General features: G+C 59.8%; 16 protein-coding genes. 8 read left to right on the top strand and 8 right to left on the bottom strand.

From position 1 onward, the window contains the following. The first annotated feature begins 30 nt into the window (after positions 1–30). The 3 genes from ACEN8E_RS03970 (at position 31) to ACEN8E_RS03960 (ending at position 1,846) form a co-directional block, all read left to right on the top strand. On the top strand, positions 31–933 hold the full coding sequence (locus tag ACEN8E_RS03970) for a chemotaxis protein CheV (protein ID WP_495591514.1): 903 nt from the start codon (positions 31–33) through the stop codon (positions 931–933). Continuing rightward, complete coding sequence (locus ACEN8E_RS03965; RefSeq protein WP_495591513.1) at positions 934–1,419, top strand: GNAT family N-acetyltransferase; 486 nt, start codon at positions 934–936, stop codon at positions 1,417–1,419. 100 nt (positions 1,420–1,519) lie between these two features. Continuing rightward, entirely contained in the window at positions 1,520–1,846 is a 327-nt protein-coding gene (locus ACEN8E_RS03960) for a hypothetical protein (RefSeq protein ID WP_495591512.1), read from the top strand. 132 nt (positions 1,847–1,978) lie between these two features. Here the strand turns inward: ACEN8E_RS03960 and ACEN8E_RS03955 are convergent, their stop codons facing one another. Next, positions 1,979–2,236 (bottom strand): hypothetical protein, encoded by a 258-nt coding sequence (locus tag ACEN8E_RS03955; protein WP_495591511.1) that lies wholly within the window; start codon positions 2,234–2,236, stop codon positions 1,979–1,981. 199 nt (positions 2,237–2,435) lie between these two features. On the opposite strand from ACEN8E_RS03955, the gene ACEN8E_RS03950 reads away from it, so the two are divergent. Both ACEN8E_RS03950 and ACEN8E_RS03945 read left to right on the top strand, forming a co-directional pair. Beyond that, positions 2,436–3,410, top strand: coding sequence for a 2-hydroxyacid dehydrogenase (locus ACEN8E_RS03950; RefSeq protein WP_495591510.1), 975 nt, complete (start codon positions 2,436–2,438; stop codon positions 3,408–3,410). Between the two features lie 193 nt (positions 3,411–3,603). Continuing rightward, entirely contained in the window at positions 3,604–4,113 is a 510-nt protein-coding gene (locus tag ACEN8E_RS03945; RefSeq protein WP_495591509.1) for a DUF2165 family protein, read from the top strand. A 6-nt stretch (positions 4,114–4,119) separates the two neighbouring features. Here ACEN8E_RS03945 and ACEN8E_RS03940 read toward each other — a convergent pair whose 3' ends face one another. Beyond that, positions 4,120–5,022: a DMT family transporter gene (locus ACEN8E_RS03940; RefSeq protein ID WP_495591508.1), complete on the bottom strand. Its 903-nt coding sequence runs from the start codon at positions 5,020–5,022 to the stop codon at positions 4,120–4,122. Positions 5,023–5,160: 138 nt separating this feature from the next. On the opposite strand from ACEN8E_RS03940, the gene ACEN8E_RS03935 reads away from it, so the two are divergent. Beyond that, complete coding sequence (locus ACEN8E_RS03935) at positions 5,161–6,036, top strand: helix-turn-helix domain-containing protein (RefSeq protein WP_495591507.1); 876 nt, start codon at positions 5,161–5,163, stop codon at positions 6,034–6,036. 131 nt (positions 6,037–6,167) lie between these two features. Here ACEN8E_RS03935 and ACEN8E_RS03930 read toward each other — a convergent pair whose 3' ends face one another. From ACEN8E_RS03930 to ACEN8E_RS03910, 5 genes are all read right to left on the bottom strand, one after another. Further along, positions 6,168–8,606, bottom strand: a complete 2,439-nt coding sequence (locus ACEN8E_RS03930) for a TonB-dependent siderophore receptor (protein WP_495591506.1) — start codon at positions 8,604–8,606, stop codon at positions 6,168–6,170. Between the two features lie 216 nt (positions 8,607–8,822). Next, positions 8,823–9,812, bottom strand: a complete 990-nt coding sequence (locus ACEN8E_RS03925) for a FecR family protein (RefSeq protein WP_495591505.1) — start codon at positions 9,810–9,812, stop codon at positions 8,823–8,825. Next, the gene (locus ACEN8E_RS03920) at positions 9,809–10,381 is read right to left on the bottom strand and encodes an RNA polymerase sigma factor (protein ID WP_495591504.1); all 573 of its coding nucleotides are present in this window, start codon (positions 10,379–10,381) and stop codon (positions 9,809–9,811) included. Before ACEN8E_RS03920 ends, ACEN8E_RS03925 begins: the two co-directional genes overlap by 4 nt. 270 nt (positions 10,382–10,651) lie before the next feature. Continuing rightward, on the bottom strand, positions 10,652–11,059 hold the full coding sequence (locus ACEN8E_RS03915; protein ID WP_495591503.1) for an HPF/RaiA family ribosome-associated protein: 408 nt from the start codon (positions 11,057–11,059) through the stop codon (positions 10,652–10,654). Between the two features lie 214 nt (positions 11,060–11,273). After that, positions 11,274–12,221, bottom strand: a complete 948-nt coding sequence (locus ACEN8E_RS03910; protein WP_495591502.1) for a LysR substrate-binding domain-containing protein — start codon at positions 12,219–12,221, stop codon at positions 11,274–11,276. Between the two features lie 135 nt (positions 12,222–12,356). Here ACEN8E_RS03910 and ACEN8E_RS03905 point away from each other — a divergent pair, with 135 nt between their 5' ends. Together ACEN8E_RS03905 and ACEN8E_RS03900 are read left to right on the top strand one after the other, a co-directional pair. Beyond that, a complete protein-coding gene (locus ACEN8E_RS03905) occupies positions 12,357–13,733 on the top strand; it encodes an L-serine ammonia-lyase (protein ID WP_495591501.1) in 1,377 nt (458 codons plus the stop codon). 306 nt (positions 13,734–14,039) lie between these two features. Then, positions 14,040–14,357, top strand: a complete 318-nt coding sequence (locus ACEN8E_RS03900) for a DUF3509 domain-containing protein (RefSeq protein WP_495591500.1) — start codon at positions 14,040–14,042, stop codon at positions 14,355–14,357. On the opposite strand, the gene ACEN8E_RS03895 is transcribed toward ACEN8E_RS03900, so the two are convergent. Further along, the gene (locus ACEN8E_RS03895; RefSeq protein WP_429366182.1) at positions 14,354–14,854 is read right to left on the bottom strand and encodes a phosphate-starvation-inducible protein PsiE; all 501 of its coding nucleotides are present in this window, start codon (positions 14,852–14,854) and stop codon (positions 14,354–14,356) included. The genes ACEN8E_RS03900 and ACEN8E_RS03895 overlap by 4 nt on opposite strands. Between the last annotated feature and the right edge of the window lie 37 nt (positions 14,855–14,891).

Genomic DNA, 14,891 nt, shown 5'->3' with positions numbered 1-14,891 from the left:
GCCCATCACCTTTTTCCACAGAAGGTTTTTATGTCCACCACCAAAGCCCGCGCAGACTCTCTTTCGCTTCTGCTGTTTACCTTGCGCAGCGGCAAGCTGATGGCGATCAACCTGCTCAAGGTCAGTGAAATCATTCCCTGCCCGCCGCTGACAAAACTGCCCGAGTCGCACCCCCACGTCAAAGGCATCGCCACCCTGCGCGGTGCGTCGCTGTCGGTGATCGACCTGAGCCGCGCCATTGGCGAGCGGCCGCTGGAAGACCCGAACGGTGGCTGCCTGATCGTCACCGACGTCAGCCGATCCAAGCAGGGCCTGCACGTGCAGGCGGTGAGCAAGATCGTCCATTGCCTGACCACCGACATCCGCCCGCCACCCTTCGGCTCAGGTGGTTTGCGCGCCTACATCACTGGCGTGACGTCGGTCGATGGCACCCTGGTACAAGTGCTGGACATCGAAAAAGTCATCCACGGCATCGCCCCGGCACAAATCGAAATGGCGCCGACCGAACTGAGCATGGAAGACGCCGAATTGCTCGGCAACGCGCGCATCCTGGTGGTCGACGACAGTCAGGTTGCCTTGCAGCAATCGGTCCACACCCTGCGTAACCTGGGCCTGCAATGCCATACGGCCCGCAGCGCCAGGGAAGCCATCGACTGCCTGCTGGACCTGCAAGGCACCGCGCAGCAGATCAATCTGATTGTCTCGGACATCGAAATGTCCGAGATGGACGGCTACGCCTTCACCCGCACCCTGCGGGAAACCCCGGATTTCGCGCATCTTTATGTACTGCTGCACACGTCGCTGGACAGTGCGATGAACGCAGAGAAAGCACGACTGGCCGGGGCGAACGCGGTGCTGACCAAATTCTCTTCGCCGGAACTGACCCAGTGCCTGATCACTGCGGCCAAGGCGGTTGCCGAACAGGGTTATTGAGTGTTGAACGAAGACTTCTGCTGGCTGCTGCGGCGCGACCTTTCTGTCACCGTCCCGTCCCCCGATTGGCCAGCCGGCCTGCACCTGAGCGAATATCGCCCCGAACTGGGCGCCGCCGTGCACCGGTTGATGGAGTTCGGTTATCTCGACGGCGGTGGGCGCGTAGCCGCGCTGGACATGTGGCAACGGCAGTTCGAAACCGATCCGGAATATGACCCGACCCTGTGCTTCATTGCCTGGGATGCCGAAGGCGTGGTGGGCGTGTGTCAGTGCTGGACCAGTGCCTTTATCAAGAACCTGGTGGTGCACCCGCGGTTTCAGGGCCGTGGATTGGGGCGTGCTCTGTTGTTGCAGGCGTTCAGGGTGTTTCAGCAACGGCGCGAAGGGTTCGTGGATTTGAAGGTGCGGGAAGACAACCATCGGGCGCGACGGCTGTATGAAAGCGTGGGGATGCGTGCCGTTCGCCGGGAACCGGTTCCGCTCTGATACCGCCATCGCGAGCAGGCTCGCGATGAGGCCAGCACAGTCTGCATCCAGCCTTCAGGCATACTCACCTTTCGGTCACAGCCCCAAGGACGCCTGAACCATGAAAGCAGTAATCCTGACTTTTCTCGGCCTCGCCGCCATCGCTACCCACGCCCACGCCTCAAGTCCTGATGCCTGGGCCACCTACGATAAAGCCGTACTCGCCAGTTGCACCAAGGCCAGTGCCCTGAAAGACGCCAAACCCGTGGGCAATGCCGCGCAGTTCGATGACCGGGTCGGCTACACCGCACTCCTGCTCCAGGGCCAGTATCCGCAAAAGCACATGAAAGGCACACAAGGCACCGAGCTGTGCCTCTACAACAAAAAGGACAAAACCGCGTACGTCACCGAATGGGACTCTATCCACCCGACCGGCAAGGCAAACTGAGGGGCGCATAATCAGCTTTGATAGCGACCTTTAGACAGCATCCTGAAAGAGCTCAGAACCCTTGTGGGAGCGGGCTTGGTACGGGCGGCGATCCGACGAAGACGGCAAAACAGGCACCGCAGAGCAAAAAGCTCAGCGCTTGCCCATCGACCGACGAGTCCCCGGCGGTGCCATGCCCGGCGTCTTGGTGTGGCCGTTCTTGGCGCCGTTCTTGTACCACGGCTGGTTCGAGCCCTTGGCAGCCGCCAGCTCACCCGGCTTGAACGGGAATTTGAACGCCGGAATTCCGGCTTCGGTTTCGCTGTCGGCGCTGGAGTCGACGCTGTCTGGCAGCTCTGCCTGTACGTCGCTCAAAGCGTCGGCTACCGGCGGTTGTTTCGGGGATGTCATGAAAGCTCCGGGGGGTGCGCAAATTGTCGGGCCCAGTGAGCGAGCCGCGAAAGGCCGCAGTATAGCGGAACGGCAGTGACAAGCTTCAAGCGGCAAGCTGCAAGTTAAAAACGAGAGGGTCGACTTTTAAACTTGCAGCTTGCCGCTTGAAACTTGTAGCTTGCTAAGCATTCTTCACCGCCCGACGAGCCATCCCCCCATGAAAAAGACTGTCCTGGCCTTCAGCCGCGTCACCGCGCAAATGGTCGAACGCCTGCAACAGGATTTCGACGTCATCGTACCGAATCCGAAAAACGGCGACATCAACGCCCAATTCAACGAAGCCCTGCCCCACGCCCACGGCTTGATCGGCGTAGGTCGCAAACTCGGCCGTGCCCAACTGGAAAACGCCGCCAGGCTGGAGGTGGTGTCCAGCGTCTCGGTGGGCTATGACAACTATGACGTGGCGTATCTCAATGAACGCGGGATCATGCTGACCAACACGCCGGATGTGCTTACCGAAAGCACTGCCGACCTGGCGTTTGCGCTGTTGATGAGCAGCGCGCGCCGCGTCGCCGAACTGGATGCCTGGACCAAGGCCGGACAATGGCAAGCCACCGTCGGTGCGCCGTTGTTCGGTTGTGATGTGCATGGCAAGACCTTGGGCATCGTCGGCATGGGCAACATCGGTGCCGCCATCGCCCGGCGCGGTCGACTGGGGTTCAACATGCCGGTCATCTACAGCGGCAACAGCCGCAAGACCGAACTGGAACAGGAACTCGGCGCACAGTTTCGCAGCCTTGATCAGCTGTTGGCCGAGGCCGACTTCGTCTGTCTGGTGGTGCCGCTCAGCGAGAAAACCAGACACCTGATCAGCCATCGCGAACTGGCGCTGATGAAGTCGAGCGCCATATTGGTGAACATCGCCCGAGGCCCGGTGGTGGATGAACCGGCGCTGATCGAAGCGCTGCAAAACAACCGCATTCGTGGTGCCGGGCTGGACGTGTACGAAAAAGAACCGCTGGCCGAGTCGCCACTGTTCCAGCTGAAAAACGCCGTAACCTTGCCGCACATCGGCTCGGCCACCCATGAGACCCGCGAAGCTATGGCCAATCGTGCCCTGACCAACTTGCGCAGCGCCCTGTTGGGCGAGCGACCGCAGGACCTGGTCAACCCGCAGGTGTGGAAAGCCTGATTAAACAATGGCACGTCATAATCGGCGTGCCACTTTTTAAAGCCTGGAAATGACCTTCCCCATACAACTTAGCAGCCACCCATTATAACTAGCGACACAACTCGCAAAGCACTCATCAGCCTCATATCATCTAATCCACTATAAACTCCGAAAGACCTCAACGCATCAAACGTACATTCGGAGAGCATCCTGCATGAGTTACTTCACCACTGTGCGCCTGATAAGGCGGAGCAAATTGTTAGTTGTCTTCATGGCGGCATTATTCGGTACAACAACTCTTATCAACAACGTTACCGACTACACTGCTTACGCCGAATATATCGGGCGAATCATCAGCATGAGCGATACCGTCGGCAATGACTCCCGTCGTTACCGCGCCATCAGCTCAACCTTGTTTCACCACCGCTTTTACTGGGCACTTATCACACTCGAAACCATATTCACTTGTTGCTGCATCGTTGGAACTTATCAACTATACCGCAAACTTGAAGCACCACACAGCGAGTTCCACGAAGCTAAAAAGTTTGCCATAAGCGGCTTTATTACAGCCATTTTTGCGTATCAGACCTTCTACATCATCATACTAAACGAATGGTTTGACTTAGAGTATTCAAAACAGGCCAACGCCTTTGAATGGGCACAAACCCACATTGAATACATGTTCTTCGGAATTATTTTTCTTTTGGCGACAAAGGATACCTGAATAGTTTCAGGCCAGCTTGCCCGCCACCGGACTGGCACTTGCCTTGGGCTTGCGAAACACCAGCACATTACCCAACATGACCATCACCAGCCCCGCCAGTGCCGGAGCGGTCCACTGGTAACCCTCGGCGAACGCCGAGACATTTAGCGCCACCACAGGGAACAGCACCGTGCAATACGCAGCCCGCTCAGGCCCCATGCGGCCGACCAGCGTCAGGTAGGCGGTGAATCCGATCACCGACCCCGGAATTACCAGGTACAACAGTGACCCGATGTAACGCGCGCTCATTTCCATGTCGAAGGGAATACCTTTGACCAGACACCACACCGAGAGCATCGCCGCCCCGTAAGCCATACCCCAGGCATTGGTGGTCAATGGCTTGAGACCGGCCTTCTGTTGCAGGCTTGAGAGCATGTTGCCCGCCGAGAAACACAAGGTGCCGCACAGGGCCAGGCCGAGGCCGAGCAGTGTTTCCGGACTGGCGGTATGCCCGGCCAGTTCCGGCCAGAACAGCAGCCCAAGCCCAAACAGGCCCAGCGCACCGCCCATCAGGACATTGCGGGCGATTTTCTGACCGAAGAACACCCGCGCATTGAGGGCATTCCACAGGGTGGCGGTGGAAAACACCACGGCCACCAGACCACTGGGAATCCACTGGCTCGCGGTGAGAAAGCACATGAAGTTGACGCAGAACAGGCACAAGCCTTGAGCCAGGCAGATCAGGTGCCCGCGACGGTTCATCACTTGCAGGCGCCGACTGAACAGCAGGATCACGAACAGCACCAGCGCAGCGAGGCCGAAGCGATAGACGATCGACACGGGGATGGCCACCACGCCCAGTTGCCACTTCAAGGCAATCCAGGTGGTGCCCCAGATCAGCACGGTCAGCAAGTACAAAGAAAGGTTCATGACAGAGGCTCCTCGACAGGAGTCCAGTGTCCGGTGTCACGCCTGGGCGCACTTGCATAAACTTGCGCTTTTATCTGGCGACAGGCTGGCAGGCGCACGCCTACGGAGTAGGATGCAAAGCGTTAGAGAGAACCGATCATGGCCGCACTGGACAACCTGCAAGTCTTTCAAGCCCTCAACCGCTCGCCCAATGCTCGCCTCGAGCACAGCGCCGAGCTCGGTGACGGCTTGTCTGCGGCCTTGTGGAGCAATCACCACGACGCCCAGGAATACGAAGCGCCCAGCCACCACACCCTGTCCTGTTATCTCGCTGGCGGCACCGGCACCTTTCGCCGCGACCAGCCAGGCAACAAGGGGGGGCCGGACAAGCTGTGCATCCTGCCGGCCGATCACCAGTCAGGCTGGGTGATCAATGGCGACATTCGCCTGGCGCACCTGTATTTCAGCCCCGAACAATTTGCCCTCGGCTGCGTCACCCTGCTCGATCGAGAACCACGTGAAATGCAGCTGCGCGAGCAGACTTTTCTCGATGATCCACAGCAGGCGCTGCGCTTTCGGCAGTTGGTCGCCTTGAACTGGGACGAGCCGGGCGAGCGTCTGCTCACCAGCAGCCTGGCTCACGAACTGCTCAGTCATGCCCTGCTCAGTCAGGTGAATGTGCGTCAGGGCCTGCGCCTAAAAGGCGGGTTGGCCGCGCATCAGCGTCGGTATCTGGTGGAGTTCATCGACAGCCATCTGGACGAGGCCGTCAGCCTCGGTCAGTTGGCGGCGTTGTGCGCGCTGTCGGAATACCACTTCGCGCGGATGTTTCGCGAGAGCTTCGGCTTGCCGCCCCACCAGTACGTGCTGGCGCGGCGCCTTGACCGGGCGCGGGCGTTGCTGCGCACGACCGCGCAGCCACTGGGGGAGATCGCCCTGGCTTGCGGCTTTTCCAGTGCCAGCCACTTCGCCAACCGCTTTCGCCAGGCCCTGGGCGGAACGCCCGGCGAGTATCGACAGGCGTTTTTGCGTTAGTCCCGATTTTTTATCGCCTGTACTGCCGCCTTCGCGGGCAAGTCGGATCGCCGCACCGCCGCTCCCACAGGTTCAGTGCAGTCCTTTGTGGGAGCGGGCTTGCTCGCGAAGAACGATGACGCGGTCTGTCGTCAGAACTCCAAAGTGCTCGACAACGTCACCTGTCGCGAATCCCCCATGGAAACAAAGAAACGGCTCGCCGCCGAGGTGTAGTAGGTGCGGTCAAACAGGTTCTTCACGTTGAGCTGGAACTTGACCTTCTGCCCTTCGACCCTGGTGTCGTAGGTGGCGAACGCATCGGCCACGGTGTAGCTCGGCAACTCGAAATCATTGACGGCGTTACCTTGCCTTTCACCTACGTAGCGCGCCCCGGCACCAACCCGCAACTGATCGCCGCCAACAAGGGTGCCGAAGTCGTAGACCGCCGACAGCGAGCCGCTGTTCTTCGCCACGTTTTGCAATTGATTGCCTTTGTAATCAGGGTCTTCGGTGACCTCGGCATCGGTGTAGGCATAGCTGCCGATCATGCTCCAGCGATCGGTGAGCTGACCGCTCAAGTCCACTTCCAGGCCACGGGAACGCACTTCGCCAGCGGCGCTGTAAATCGTGGTCGGGCCTTCGGCGTTGGCCACCAGCACGTTGCGTTTCTTGATGTCGAACAGCGCAATGTTGCCGGTGACGCGACCCGGCAGGTCAAGCTTGGCACCCAACTCCCAGGACTTGGCCTCTTCCGGCGCGATGCTCCCGTCCAGCACGGTACTGCTGCCGCTCAATGGCGCGATGGTCGAGTTGGGTTTGAACGACTCGGTGTAGCTGCCATAGAACGACAAGGCATCGGTGTACTTGTACACCAGGCCAGCACGCGGCACCCATTTCTGCCCGTTACTGTCGGTGTTGGCGTGGAACGGCACGCCTTTGCCGGCATATTGGTCGTACGCCTGGAAGCGCGCACCGGCCACCAGAATCCATTGGTCGTTAAGGTGGATGGAATCCTGCAGGAACACCGAATCGCTGCGCAATTCATCGGTCTGCGCGCTATCAGCCGCGCTGACGGTGGTGCCGGGTACTTCCTGACCATACACCGGGTTCACGTAGCTGAACGTGGTGCGGCTTTTCTGGCGGATCAAATCTTCGCGAAAAATCTTGCGGTACTCGTCATCGACGCCGACCAGCAGGTCGTGCTGCATGCCGAGCACATTCACGTTGCCTTCCAGGCTCGCGGTGGTAAAGCGGTCGGTGCTGATCGCGTTTTGAGTACCGTCCATGCTGCGGGTCAGGGTGCCATTTTGGGTGTCGATGGCGGTCACGCGCACCTGGCTGGCGTCGTAGGTTTCGCGGTTCCAGCTGTAGCCGAAATGGGCTTTCCAGTTGTCGTTGAGTTCGTGATCGGCCTCGAAGTGATAGAGGTCCGAACGCCCTTCCATGTTGTTGAACGGCTCGTCGAGGCGCTCGTTGCGCGAGATGTCCAGCGGATGGTTGGTCCGTGGATCGATCAGCGTGCCACGGTCGAATGGAGTGAGGAATTCGCGGTGTTCATAGGCGAACAACAGCTTGGTGCTTTCGCCGAACCAGGCCAGCGATGGCGCGACCAGGCTCTCGCGATGCACGCCGAAGTTACGCCAGTAATCTTCGTCTTCGTGATCCAGCACCATGCGGTAGGCCAGTCCGGAGTCGCCGAGGGCTCCGGTGCTGTCCAGACTGCCGCCGCTGCCGTTTTTGCCGTCGCCATAGCTCGAGCCGCGCAAGGTCAAGGCGTTGTACTGCTCAGGCTCGGGCTGCTTGCTGACCATGTTGACCACGCCGCCCGGATCCTGGATGCCATAGAGCAACGAGGCCGGCCCCTTGAGCACTTCAACCCGGTCGACGCTGGCGTTGAGGCCCCGCCCCTGCACGATCGGCATCCCGTCACGCATGATCGAGCCATTACGGTTGTCGCCAAACCCGCGGACCATCACCGAATCCTGGGTGCTGCCCAGGGTGTTGGCCTGGGTGATGCCGCTGACGTTGGTCAGGGCGTCATCGAGATTGCGCGGAGCCTGGTCGCGGATAACCTGGGCCGGGACGACATTGATGGTCTGCGGGATCTCCTGAACGGGGGCCGAGGAGCGCATCACTGAAGTGGTGGGTGGCGGCTGGTAACTCATGGACTCATCCGTCACCGAGGTGATGGTGGTCGCGCCCAGGTTCAACATGCCTTCAGTCGGCTGTGGTTCCAGTGCAATGGTGTGGTTGTCGGTGCGACGGAACGTCAGGCCTGAGCCGGTGAGCAGACGTTGCAGGGCCTGTTCGGCGCTCATCTGACCATTGATTGCCGGTGCATCGAGGCCGTACGGCGCTTCATCGGTGTAGACGACGCTGATGCCGGTCACCCGGCTGAAATCACTCAGGGCCTGGGGCAGCGGCTTGGCGGCCAGGGAAAAACTGAACTGTGCACGCGGTTGACTGCTGCCAGCCTCTGCGGCCAGCGCCACGCTCAGCGGCAATGACGCCAATGCCGCCAATGCCGAAAAGCTCAACGCAGTCACACCCAACCATTGTTTGACCGAACCCGATTTTGCCCTGGACTTCATGACTCATGACCTGTGTAGAACCGCAACTGATGCGAATGACTCGCAGTTTCAGTCACTACACGGATGGCAATCGGTTTTACCTCAGCAAAAATTTGAAAATATTTTTATTCAGGGTGATGTGGTGTTTGAACTGGCCCCTTCGCGGGCAAGCCCGCTCCCACAGGGAAATGCATTGCAAATGTGGGAGCGAGCCTGCTCGCGAAGGGGCCGGCAGCCTCAACGCAGAATAATCAGATGCCCCAACACCTGATGCTGCTCAAACCCCAACACCCCCTGCAACGAACTCAACACGGCTTGCGGGTTCGTGCTCGGGAAGCTGCCACTGACCCGGCGTGCCGCCAGTTCATCATTGAGCATCACGATCCGTCCCGGGTAATAGCGCCGCAAATCCTGCACCACATCGGCCAACGTCGCCTTGTAGTAGTTGAGCCAGCCCTGGCGCCATGCCAACTGCGCTTCGCTGTCCACTGCATGGAGTTTTTCCGCCAAGCCGTCGCCGTAGGTGACCTGCTGACCGGCGCTGAGGACTTGCTGTTCGGCGTTTTTGTCCGCCGTCACGCCGACTCGTCCGGACAGCACCGTGACCTGCGCACCGCGGGGCTGCAAACGGACTTCGAACTGCGTACCCAGGACTCGCGCCTGGCCTTTTTCCGCATCGACCACAAACGGTTGCCCCGTATGCGTCACGCTGAAAAAAACGGCGCCGCGACGCAGTTGCACATGCCGCTCGCCGTGACTGAAATCCACGGCGATGGCACTGTCTGCATCCAGTGTCACCTGCGACTGATCGGCCAGGGTGACGGTGCGGATTTCCCCCGGTGCCGAGACGAAGTCCGCGCCCAGGTCATCGATCCAGCGCGATGGCTGCCAGCCTGTACCCAGATTGATTATCAGCAGCAGACACGCAGCTATCGCCAGCGCACCGGACCAGCGGCCGACCGTCCTGTACCGCGACTTGCCCATGGCATTGAGATACCCCTGCAAGGCCAGGGCATCTTCATCGGCGAGCGTGCGCGCCGGTCCTTCGCTCAACTCCCATAAGACCTGCGCCTGGGCATACGCCTCGGCATGGGCAGGGTCGGCCTGCAGCCAATGACTGAACCTGGCCTGGTCACCGCTACCGGGCTGGTCATGCAACAAACTCAGCCAGGCCAGCGCTTGTTGCTCCTGTGCGGGCGTCGGGGTGAAGCGTTCGAAGTTGTTCACGGTGCTTTCCCTGGCGTACGCGTTTCAGGTTCCCGAAGGCTCGCCTTGCAGGCTTCGAGGGCGCGCATCATATGTTTTTCCACGGCACTTTGGGACAAACCCATGGCCTTGGCGATCTCGGCGTATTTGCGCCCGTGAATGCGATTGAGCAAAAAGATCTGCCGCGTGCGCTCCGGTAAAGCGCGCAACGCAGCTTCGACGTGGCGCAAATCGTTACCCGCCTCCAGTGCCGCTTGCGGTCCGCTGTCATGGCTGTCCGGGGGTTCCACCATCAAGCCTTCGCTCGCCCGGACCCGCGTGCCTTCACTGCGCAAATGGTCGATGGCGATGTTGCCGGCGCAGCGCAACAGATAGGTGCTGAGCTCCTCGACTTGCACCAGCGGCCGCCGCCAGAAACGCAGGAACAAGTCCTGTACCAGATCAGCCGCCGTCGCCCGGCACCCGACACGCCGACTCACCAGCGCTTCCATTTGCGAACGCTGGGAGAGAAACACCTGGAGAAAATGCGCGCGGTCGCCGTGTTGCTGGCCACGTTCAATATCGTGGGGTTCGGGAGGGAGAGTGATCATCGATAGGAAACAGGAAGTGTGCGGGGTTTGGCGTTCATGGTTCGACCTGGAAACCGGGGAAGGCCACGACAGCGTCAGGGGGCCGGCAAGGTCACAATACTAATGATAAAGATTCTCATACGCAAAATGATCGGATAATTCCCTCCATTACGCCTGTTGCTTGCGGCGCAATTCCGATCACTTTTGTGCCAGAGCTGACAAACACCTGAAACCAAAACGGGCCTGCAATGCAGGCCCGTTCTCATAGGAAGGTAAAAAGTGAATCAGGTGTCAGCCGTTAAGGGCCGCCTGTTCGTTTTCCAGAAACTCTTCTTCCAGCAGCCGGTCGGCATGGGCGCCACTTTCGAGGGGTACCACGTTGGCGCGTTTACCGCGCAATTTGCCAAACATATGCTCCAGCGCATGTTCAAGTTTGGCTGCGGCACCGTCGATCGCCTGCTCCATGGTGGAGGCCTTATGGGTGACGGAAACCGGTTGGTGGCCTTTTGGCCGCGCCTCCAGCTGGCAGCGCATGTCGTGGGGACCCGGCTTGTCGCCGTTCTCGTCCCGCAGGTGAACCTCGACCCGTGTCAGGTCCTCTTCGTAGCGTTCGAGCGTGCTCTCAATGGTTGTACGTACCCACTCCTCCAGTCGTTTACTGCCTTGAATATGGTTATCGCTATTGACTTGGATTTGCATAGTTCATCCCTTATTTCAGCTAGCTCGCGAGAGGCCGGTCAGCTAAGCCCTTGGGCGTCATCACCGTGACCTCTTGGTTACACAATCGGTCTGTATGCTGAACAATTCAACCCCTGTAAAAAGATAAATATTCATACACAGAAAAAGCCGGACAACGAGCAAAAGCGCTGTTAAGGTCGGGAGTTGGGTCGCCCTGCCTGGCGGCCCGAATTCCCTACATCTGCCGCTCGCCCAGTGGGTGCAGGCTGCGAAAAATCCCCGCTTCTTCCACCAGCCAGTCATGCACCGCACGCACGCCTGGATGGCTCAGCGCACCCGGTGCATAGAGCAGCATATAGCGCTTGTGGTTAGGCACTGCAATGCCGAAAGGCACGATCAACGCCCCGCGTTCCAGCTCATCGTTGAGCAGCGTTCGTCGGGCAATCGCCACGCCCATCCCGGCGATGGCTGCCTCGATCGTCAGGTGATTGCGATTGAAGGTATGCCCGCGTCGCACATCCGCGCCCTCGAAGCCGATGGCGTTGAGGTAAAACTCCCATTCCGCGTACTCGTAGCTGCCGCGCCAGGCGGTGATGTCGTGCAGCAAGGGAAAGTGCATCAGGTCTGCCGGACCGTGCAGTGGCGGACGACCACGCAACAGGCCTGGCGCGCAGACCGGAAAAATCTGTTCATCGAGCAAGGCTGTGGATAACAGGCCCGGGTAGCTGCCGTCGTTCAGGTCGATCGCCAGATCGAAGTCGCCTTCATGCAGCGGCACGCTGCTGTCCTCGGCCACCAGGCGCAACTGAATGTCCGGAAAACGCTGCTGCAATCGCGGCAGGCGCGGCGTCAGCCATTTGCTCAGGAACGACGGGATCGAGCGCACCCGCAGAATCCCGCTGATCATGCCTGCATCCAGTCGCCGCAATTCCGCGTCGATGCTGCCATAGGCCTCGTTGACGGTAATAGCCAGGCGCTGCCCCTCAGCACTCAGCTCCACGCCGCGGGCGCGGCGGTGAAACAGGCGAAAGCCCAGGCGTTCTTCCAGCTGGCGGATCTGCTGGCTGACCGCTCCCGGGGTGATGTGCAGTTCCTCGGCGCAGCGAGTGAACGACAGGTGCCGCGCGGCACAGGCAAACACGTTCAGCCAGACATACGTCTGGGCGTGTAATTGACGGCTCATCGTTTAGTCCTGCTAAAGGATGTCTTAGGAAATTTCGTTGGTCACGTAGGACCTCGACGGGCAGTATCGCCGCAATTGCGCTTGTCCTACAAAAATGGCGGCGATTCCTCTTCCATTACTTTTGCAGGCTTTAGCATGGCTATCAGTGTTTTCGATCTCTTCAAAGTCGGCATCGGCCCGTCCAGCTCCCATACCGTTGGTCCGATGCGCGCTGCCGCGACCTTTGCTCAACAACTGCTCGAACAGGGTTTGGTGGCTAACGTGCGCCGCGTGGAGATTCGCCTTTACGGTTCTCTGTCGGCGACCGGCGTCGGCCACGCAACGGACCGCGCCTGCGTCATGGGCCTGATGGGCGAATGGCCCGACCGCATCGATCCCGGCACCATCGACAGCCGCATCCACACCCTGCGCGAGACCGGCAAACTATGCCTGGCAGGCGTTACAGACATTGCCTTCGACTGGCAAACCGATCTCGTGCTGCTCAACGAGAGCCTGCCCTATCACCCCAATGCCATGTCCCTGACAGCCTTCGGCGAAACCGGTGAACTGTTCGAGCAAACCTATTACTCGGTGGGTGGCGGTTTCATCATCGAGGCAGCCGAAGCCGAATCCGGGATCGCACCGGCCGGCGATGTGGTGCTGCCTTACGACTTTTCCAGTGCCGCCGAACTGCTCAAGTTGTGCAACGAGCACGGGCTGCGGGTGAGTGAACTGATGATGGCCAACGAACGGGCGTGGCGTGGTGATGCCGAAATCCGCCAAGGCCTGCTGCATATCTGGTCAGTGATGCGCGAATGCGTCGAGCAAGGCTTGCGCCACGAAGGCATCCTGCCCGGTGGCCTGAATGTTCCACGTCGAGCGGCGAAACTGCATCGCAGCCTGCAGGAAATCGGCAAGCCGAATGTCATTACGTCCACCTTGTCAGCGATGGAATGGGTCAACCTGTACGCTTTGGCCGTGAACGAAGAAAACGCGGCCGGCGGACGCATGGTCACAGCGCCGACCAACGGCGCGGCGGGGATCATTCCGGCGGTGCTGCATTACTACATGAAATTCAATGCCGATGCGTCTGACGACGACGTGGTCGCGTTCTTCCTTGGCGCAGCGGCCGTCGGCATCCTGTGCAAGAAAAACGCTTCGATCTCCGGGGCTGAAGTCGGCTGCCAGGGTGAAGTCGGCTCCGCCTGCGCCATGGCCGCCGCCGGCCTGGCAGAGGTGCTTGGCGCCACCCCGGAGCAACTGGAAAACGCTGCCGAAATCGGCCTGGAACACAACCTCGGCCTCACCTGCGATCCGGTTGGCGGACTGGTGCAGGTGCCGTGTATCGAGCGCAACGCGATCGCCGCCGTGAAGGCAATCAACGCCACGCAAATGGCCTTGCGCGGCGACGGCCAGCACTTCATTTCCCTGGACCGGGTGATCCGCACCATGCGCGACACCGGGGCCGACATGCATGACAAGTACAAAGAGACGTCACGGGGCGGACTGGCGGTGAACTGGGTGGAATGCTGATCGCTTTGGAGGCACGTCGAAGTTTATTGCCCTGAAACGTGCAAAAAACGCGGCCCCCTGTAGGAGCGAGCTTGCTCGCGAAAAACCCTCAGGCGCCGCGAACCATCTGGTTTGACGCGTTATCGTTCACGACCATCGCGAGCGAGCTCGCTCCTACAGATCGTGTTTTCTGTCCGACAATTTTGTCGGCATGCCCCTTGCTTCACCCCTGATGCAAGCCATGGAATGGCCGATGGTCCGGTGTTGCGAACTAATCCCGATATCGACCGGTCAACAACTGCACGTTCAATCAGGCGGTGACGTATCATGGACAACCCTTTCCAGCTCATTACCGATGCCTTTGCAGCGGATTACCAGATCAACCTGAGCATTCAGGGCCTGGACGGCAGCATCATGCTGACCCTTTCCAACAGCGGCCGCGTGGTGGCCAAACGCATGATCAGCGCCGAACAACGCAACGACCCTAAACGCCTCAAGCGTCTGGTTCAAAGCATTCAATTCGGCATTGCCATCGAACAAGGCCACAGCGCCGTGGCAATTCTTGAAACCATGACCACCGACAGCGCAAGGACCTTGCCGCCCCCTCCCGTCAAAGGGCGGCTGCACCCTGGGCTCGGGCTCTAGATTTCGCCCTTCTCGACCTCTGGATGCTCACTGGAACCCGCACCGGTCTTGCGTTGCGGGTTCTCGATTTTTACCGAAGGAAATTGCGACGAAGCGTAACGCACCACCAGAATCGCAAAGGCCAGCAGCAGAATCCCGCCGCACAGGTAGATGATCCCCAAGTCCGGCGGGTTGTGGTGCGAAACGTTGGAAATCAGCAGCCGCGTCAGCGCGGTGATCGCCACGTAGATCAGGAAGCGCACGGGCATGTGGTTAGTCTTGAAGTAAATCCCGACCATCGCCCCCAGTTCCAGGTAGATGAACAGCAGCAAGATGTCATCGATCTTGATGTGCCCCTCTTCGATCATCCCGAGAAACTCCATCACCGCCGCCCACGCGGTCACCGCACCAATGGCGAACAGCGCCAGGTAGTGGAAGGTTTCGACGAACAGGTTGCCCAGGGACTCGGCCAGTCCATGCACGTTCTGCCGCAGTTTTTCGGCCCAGTTGATTTTCACGATGATGCTTCCTTAGGTCGGCTCGACCGGATGATGC

The organism is Pseudomonas sp. Pseusp9 (genome assembly GCF_059491265.1).
This window is presented reverse-complemented; position numbering and strand designations above follow the sequence as displayed.

Coding starts and splice junctions, on each gene's coding strand:
- ACEN8E_RS03915 (WP_495591503.1), bottom strand. CDS start 11,059: ATGCAAATCCAAGTCAATAGCGATAACCATATTCAAGGCAGTAAACGA.
- ACEN8E_RS03930 (WP_495591506.1), bottom strand. CDS start 8,606: ATGAAGTCCAGGGCAAAATCGGGTTCGGTCAAACAATGGTTGGGTGTG.
- ACEN8E_RS03905 (WP_495591501.1), top strand. CDS start 12,357: ATGGCTATCAGTGTTTTCGATCTCTTCAAAGTCGGCATCGGCCCGTCC.
- ACEN8E_RS03920 (WP_495591504.1), bottom strand. CDS start 10,381: ATGATCACTCTCCCTCCCGAACCCCACGATATTGAACGTGGCCAGCAA.
- ACEN8E_RS03970 (WP_495591514.1), top strand. CDS start 31: ATGTCCACCACCAAAGCCCGCGCAGACTCTCTTTCGCTTCTGCTGTTT.
- ACEN8E_RS03950 (WP_495591510.1), top strand. CDS start 2,436: ATGAAAAAGACTGTCCTGGCCTTCAGCCGCGTCACCGCGCAAATGGTC.
- ACEN8E_RS03940 (WP_495591508.1), bottom strand. CDS start 5,022: ATGAACCTTTCTTTGTACTTGCTGACCGTGCTGATCTGGGGCACCACC.
- ACEN8E_RS03945 (WP_495591509.1), top strand. CDS start 3,604: ATGAGTTACTTCACCACTGTGCGCCTGATAAGGCGGAGCAAATTGTTA.
- ACEN8E_RS03955 (WP_495591511.1), bottom strand. CDS start 2,236: ATGACATCCCCGAAACAACCGCCGGTAGCCGACGCTTTGAGCGACGTA.
- ACEN8E_RS03900 (WP_495591500.1), top strand. CDS start 14,040: ATGGACAACCCTTTCCAGCTCATTACCGATGCCTTTGCAGCGGATTAC.
- ACEN8E_RS03960 (WP_495591512.1), top strand. CDS start 1,520: ATGAAAGCAGTAATCCTGACTTTTCTCGGCCTCGCCGCCATCGCTACC.
- ACEN8E_RS03935 (WP_495591507.1), top strand. CDS start 5,161: ATGGCCGCACTGGACAACCTGCAAGTCTTTCAAGCCCTCAACCGCTCG.
- ACEN8E_RS03910 (WP_495591502.1), bottom strand. CDS start 12,221: ATGAGCCGTCAATTACACGCCCAGACGTATGTCTGGCTGAACGTGTTT.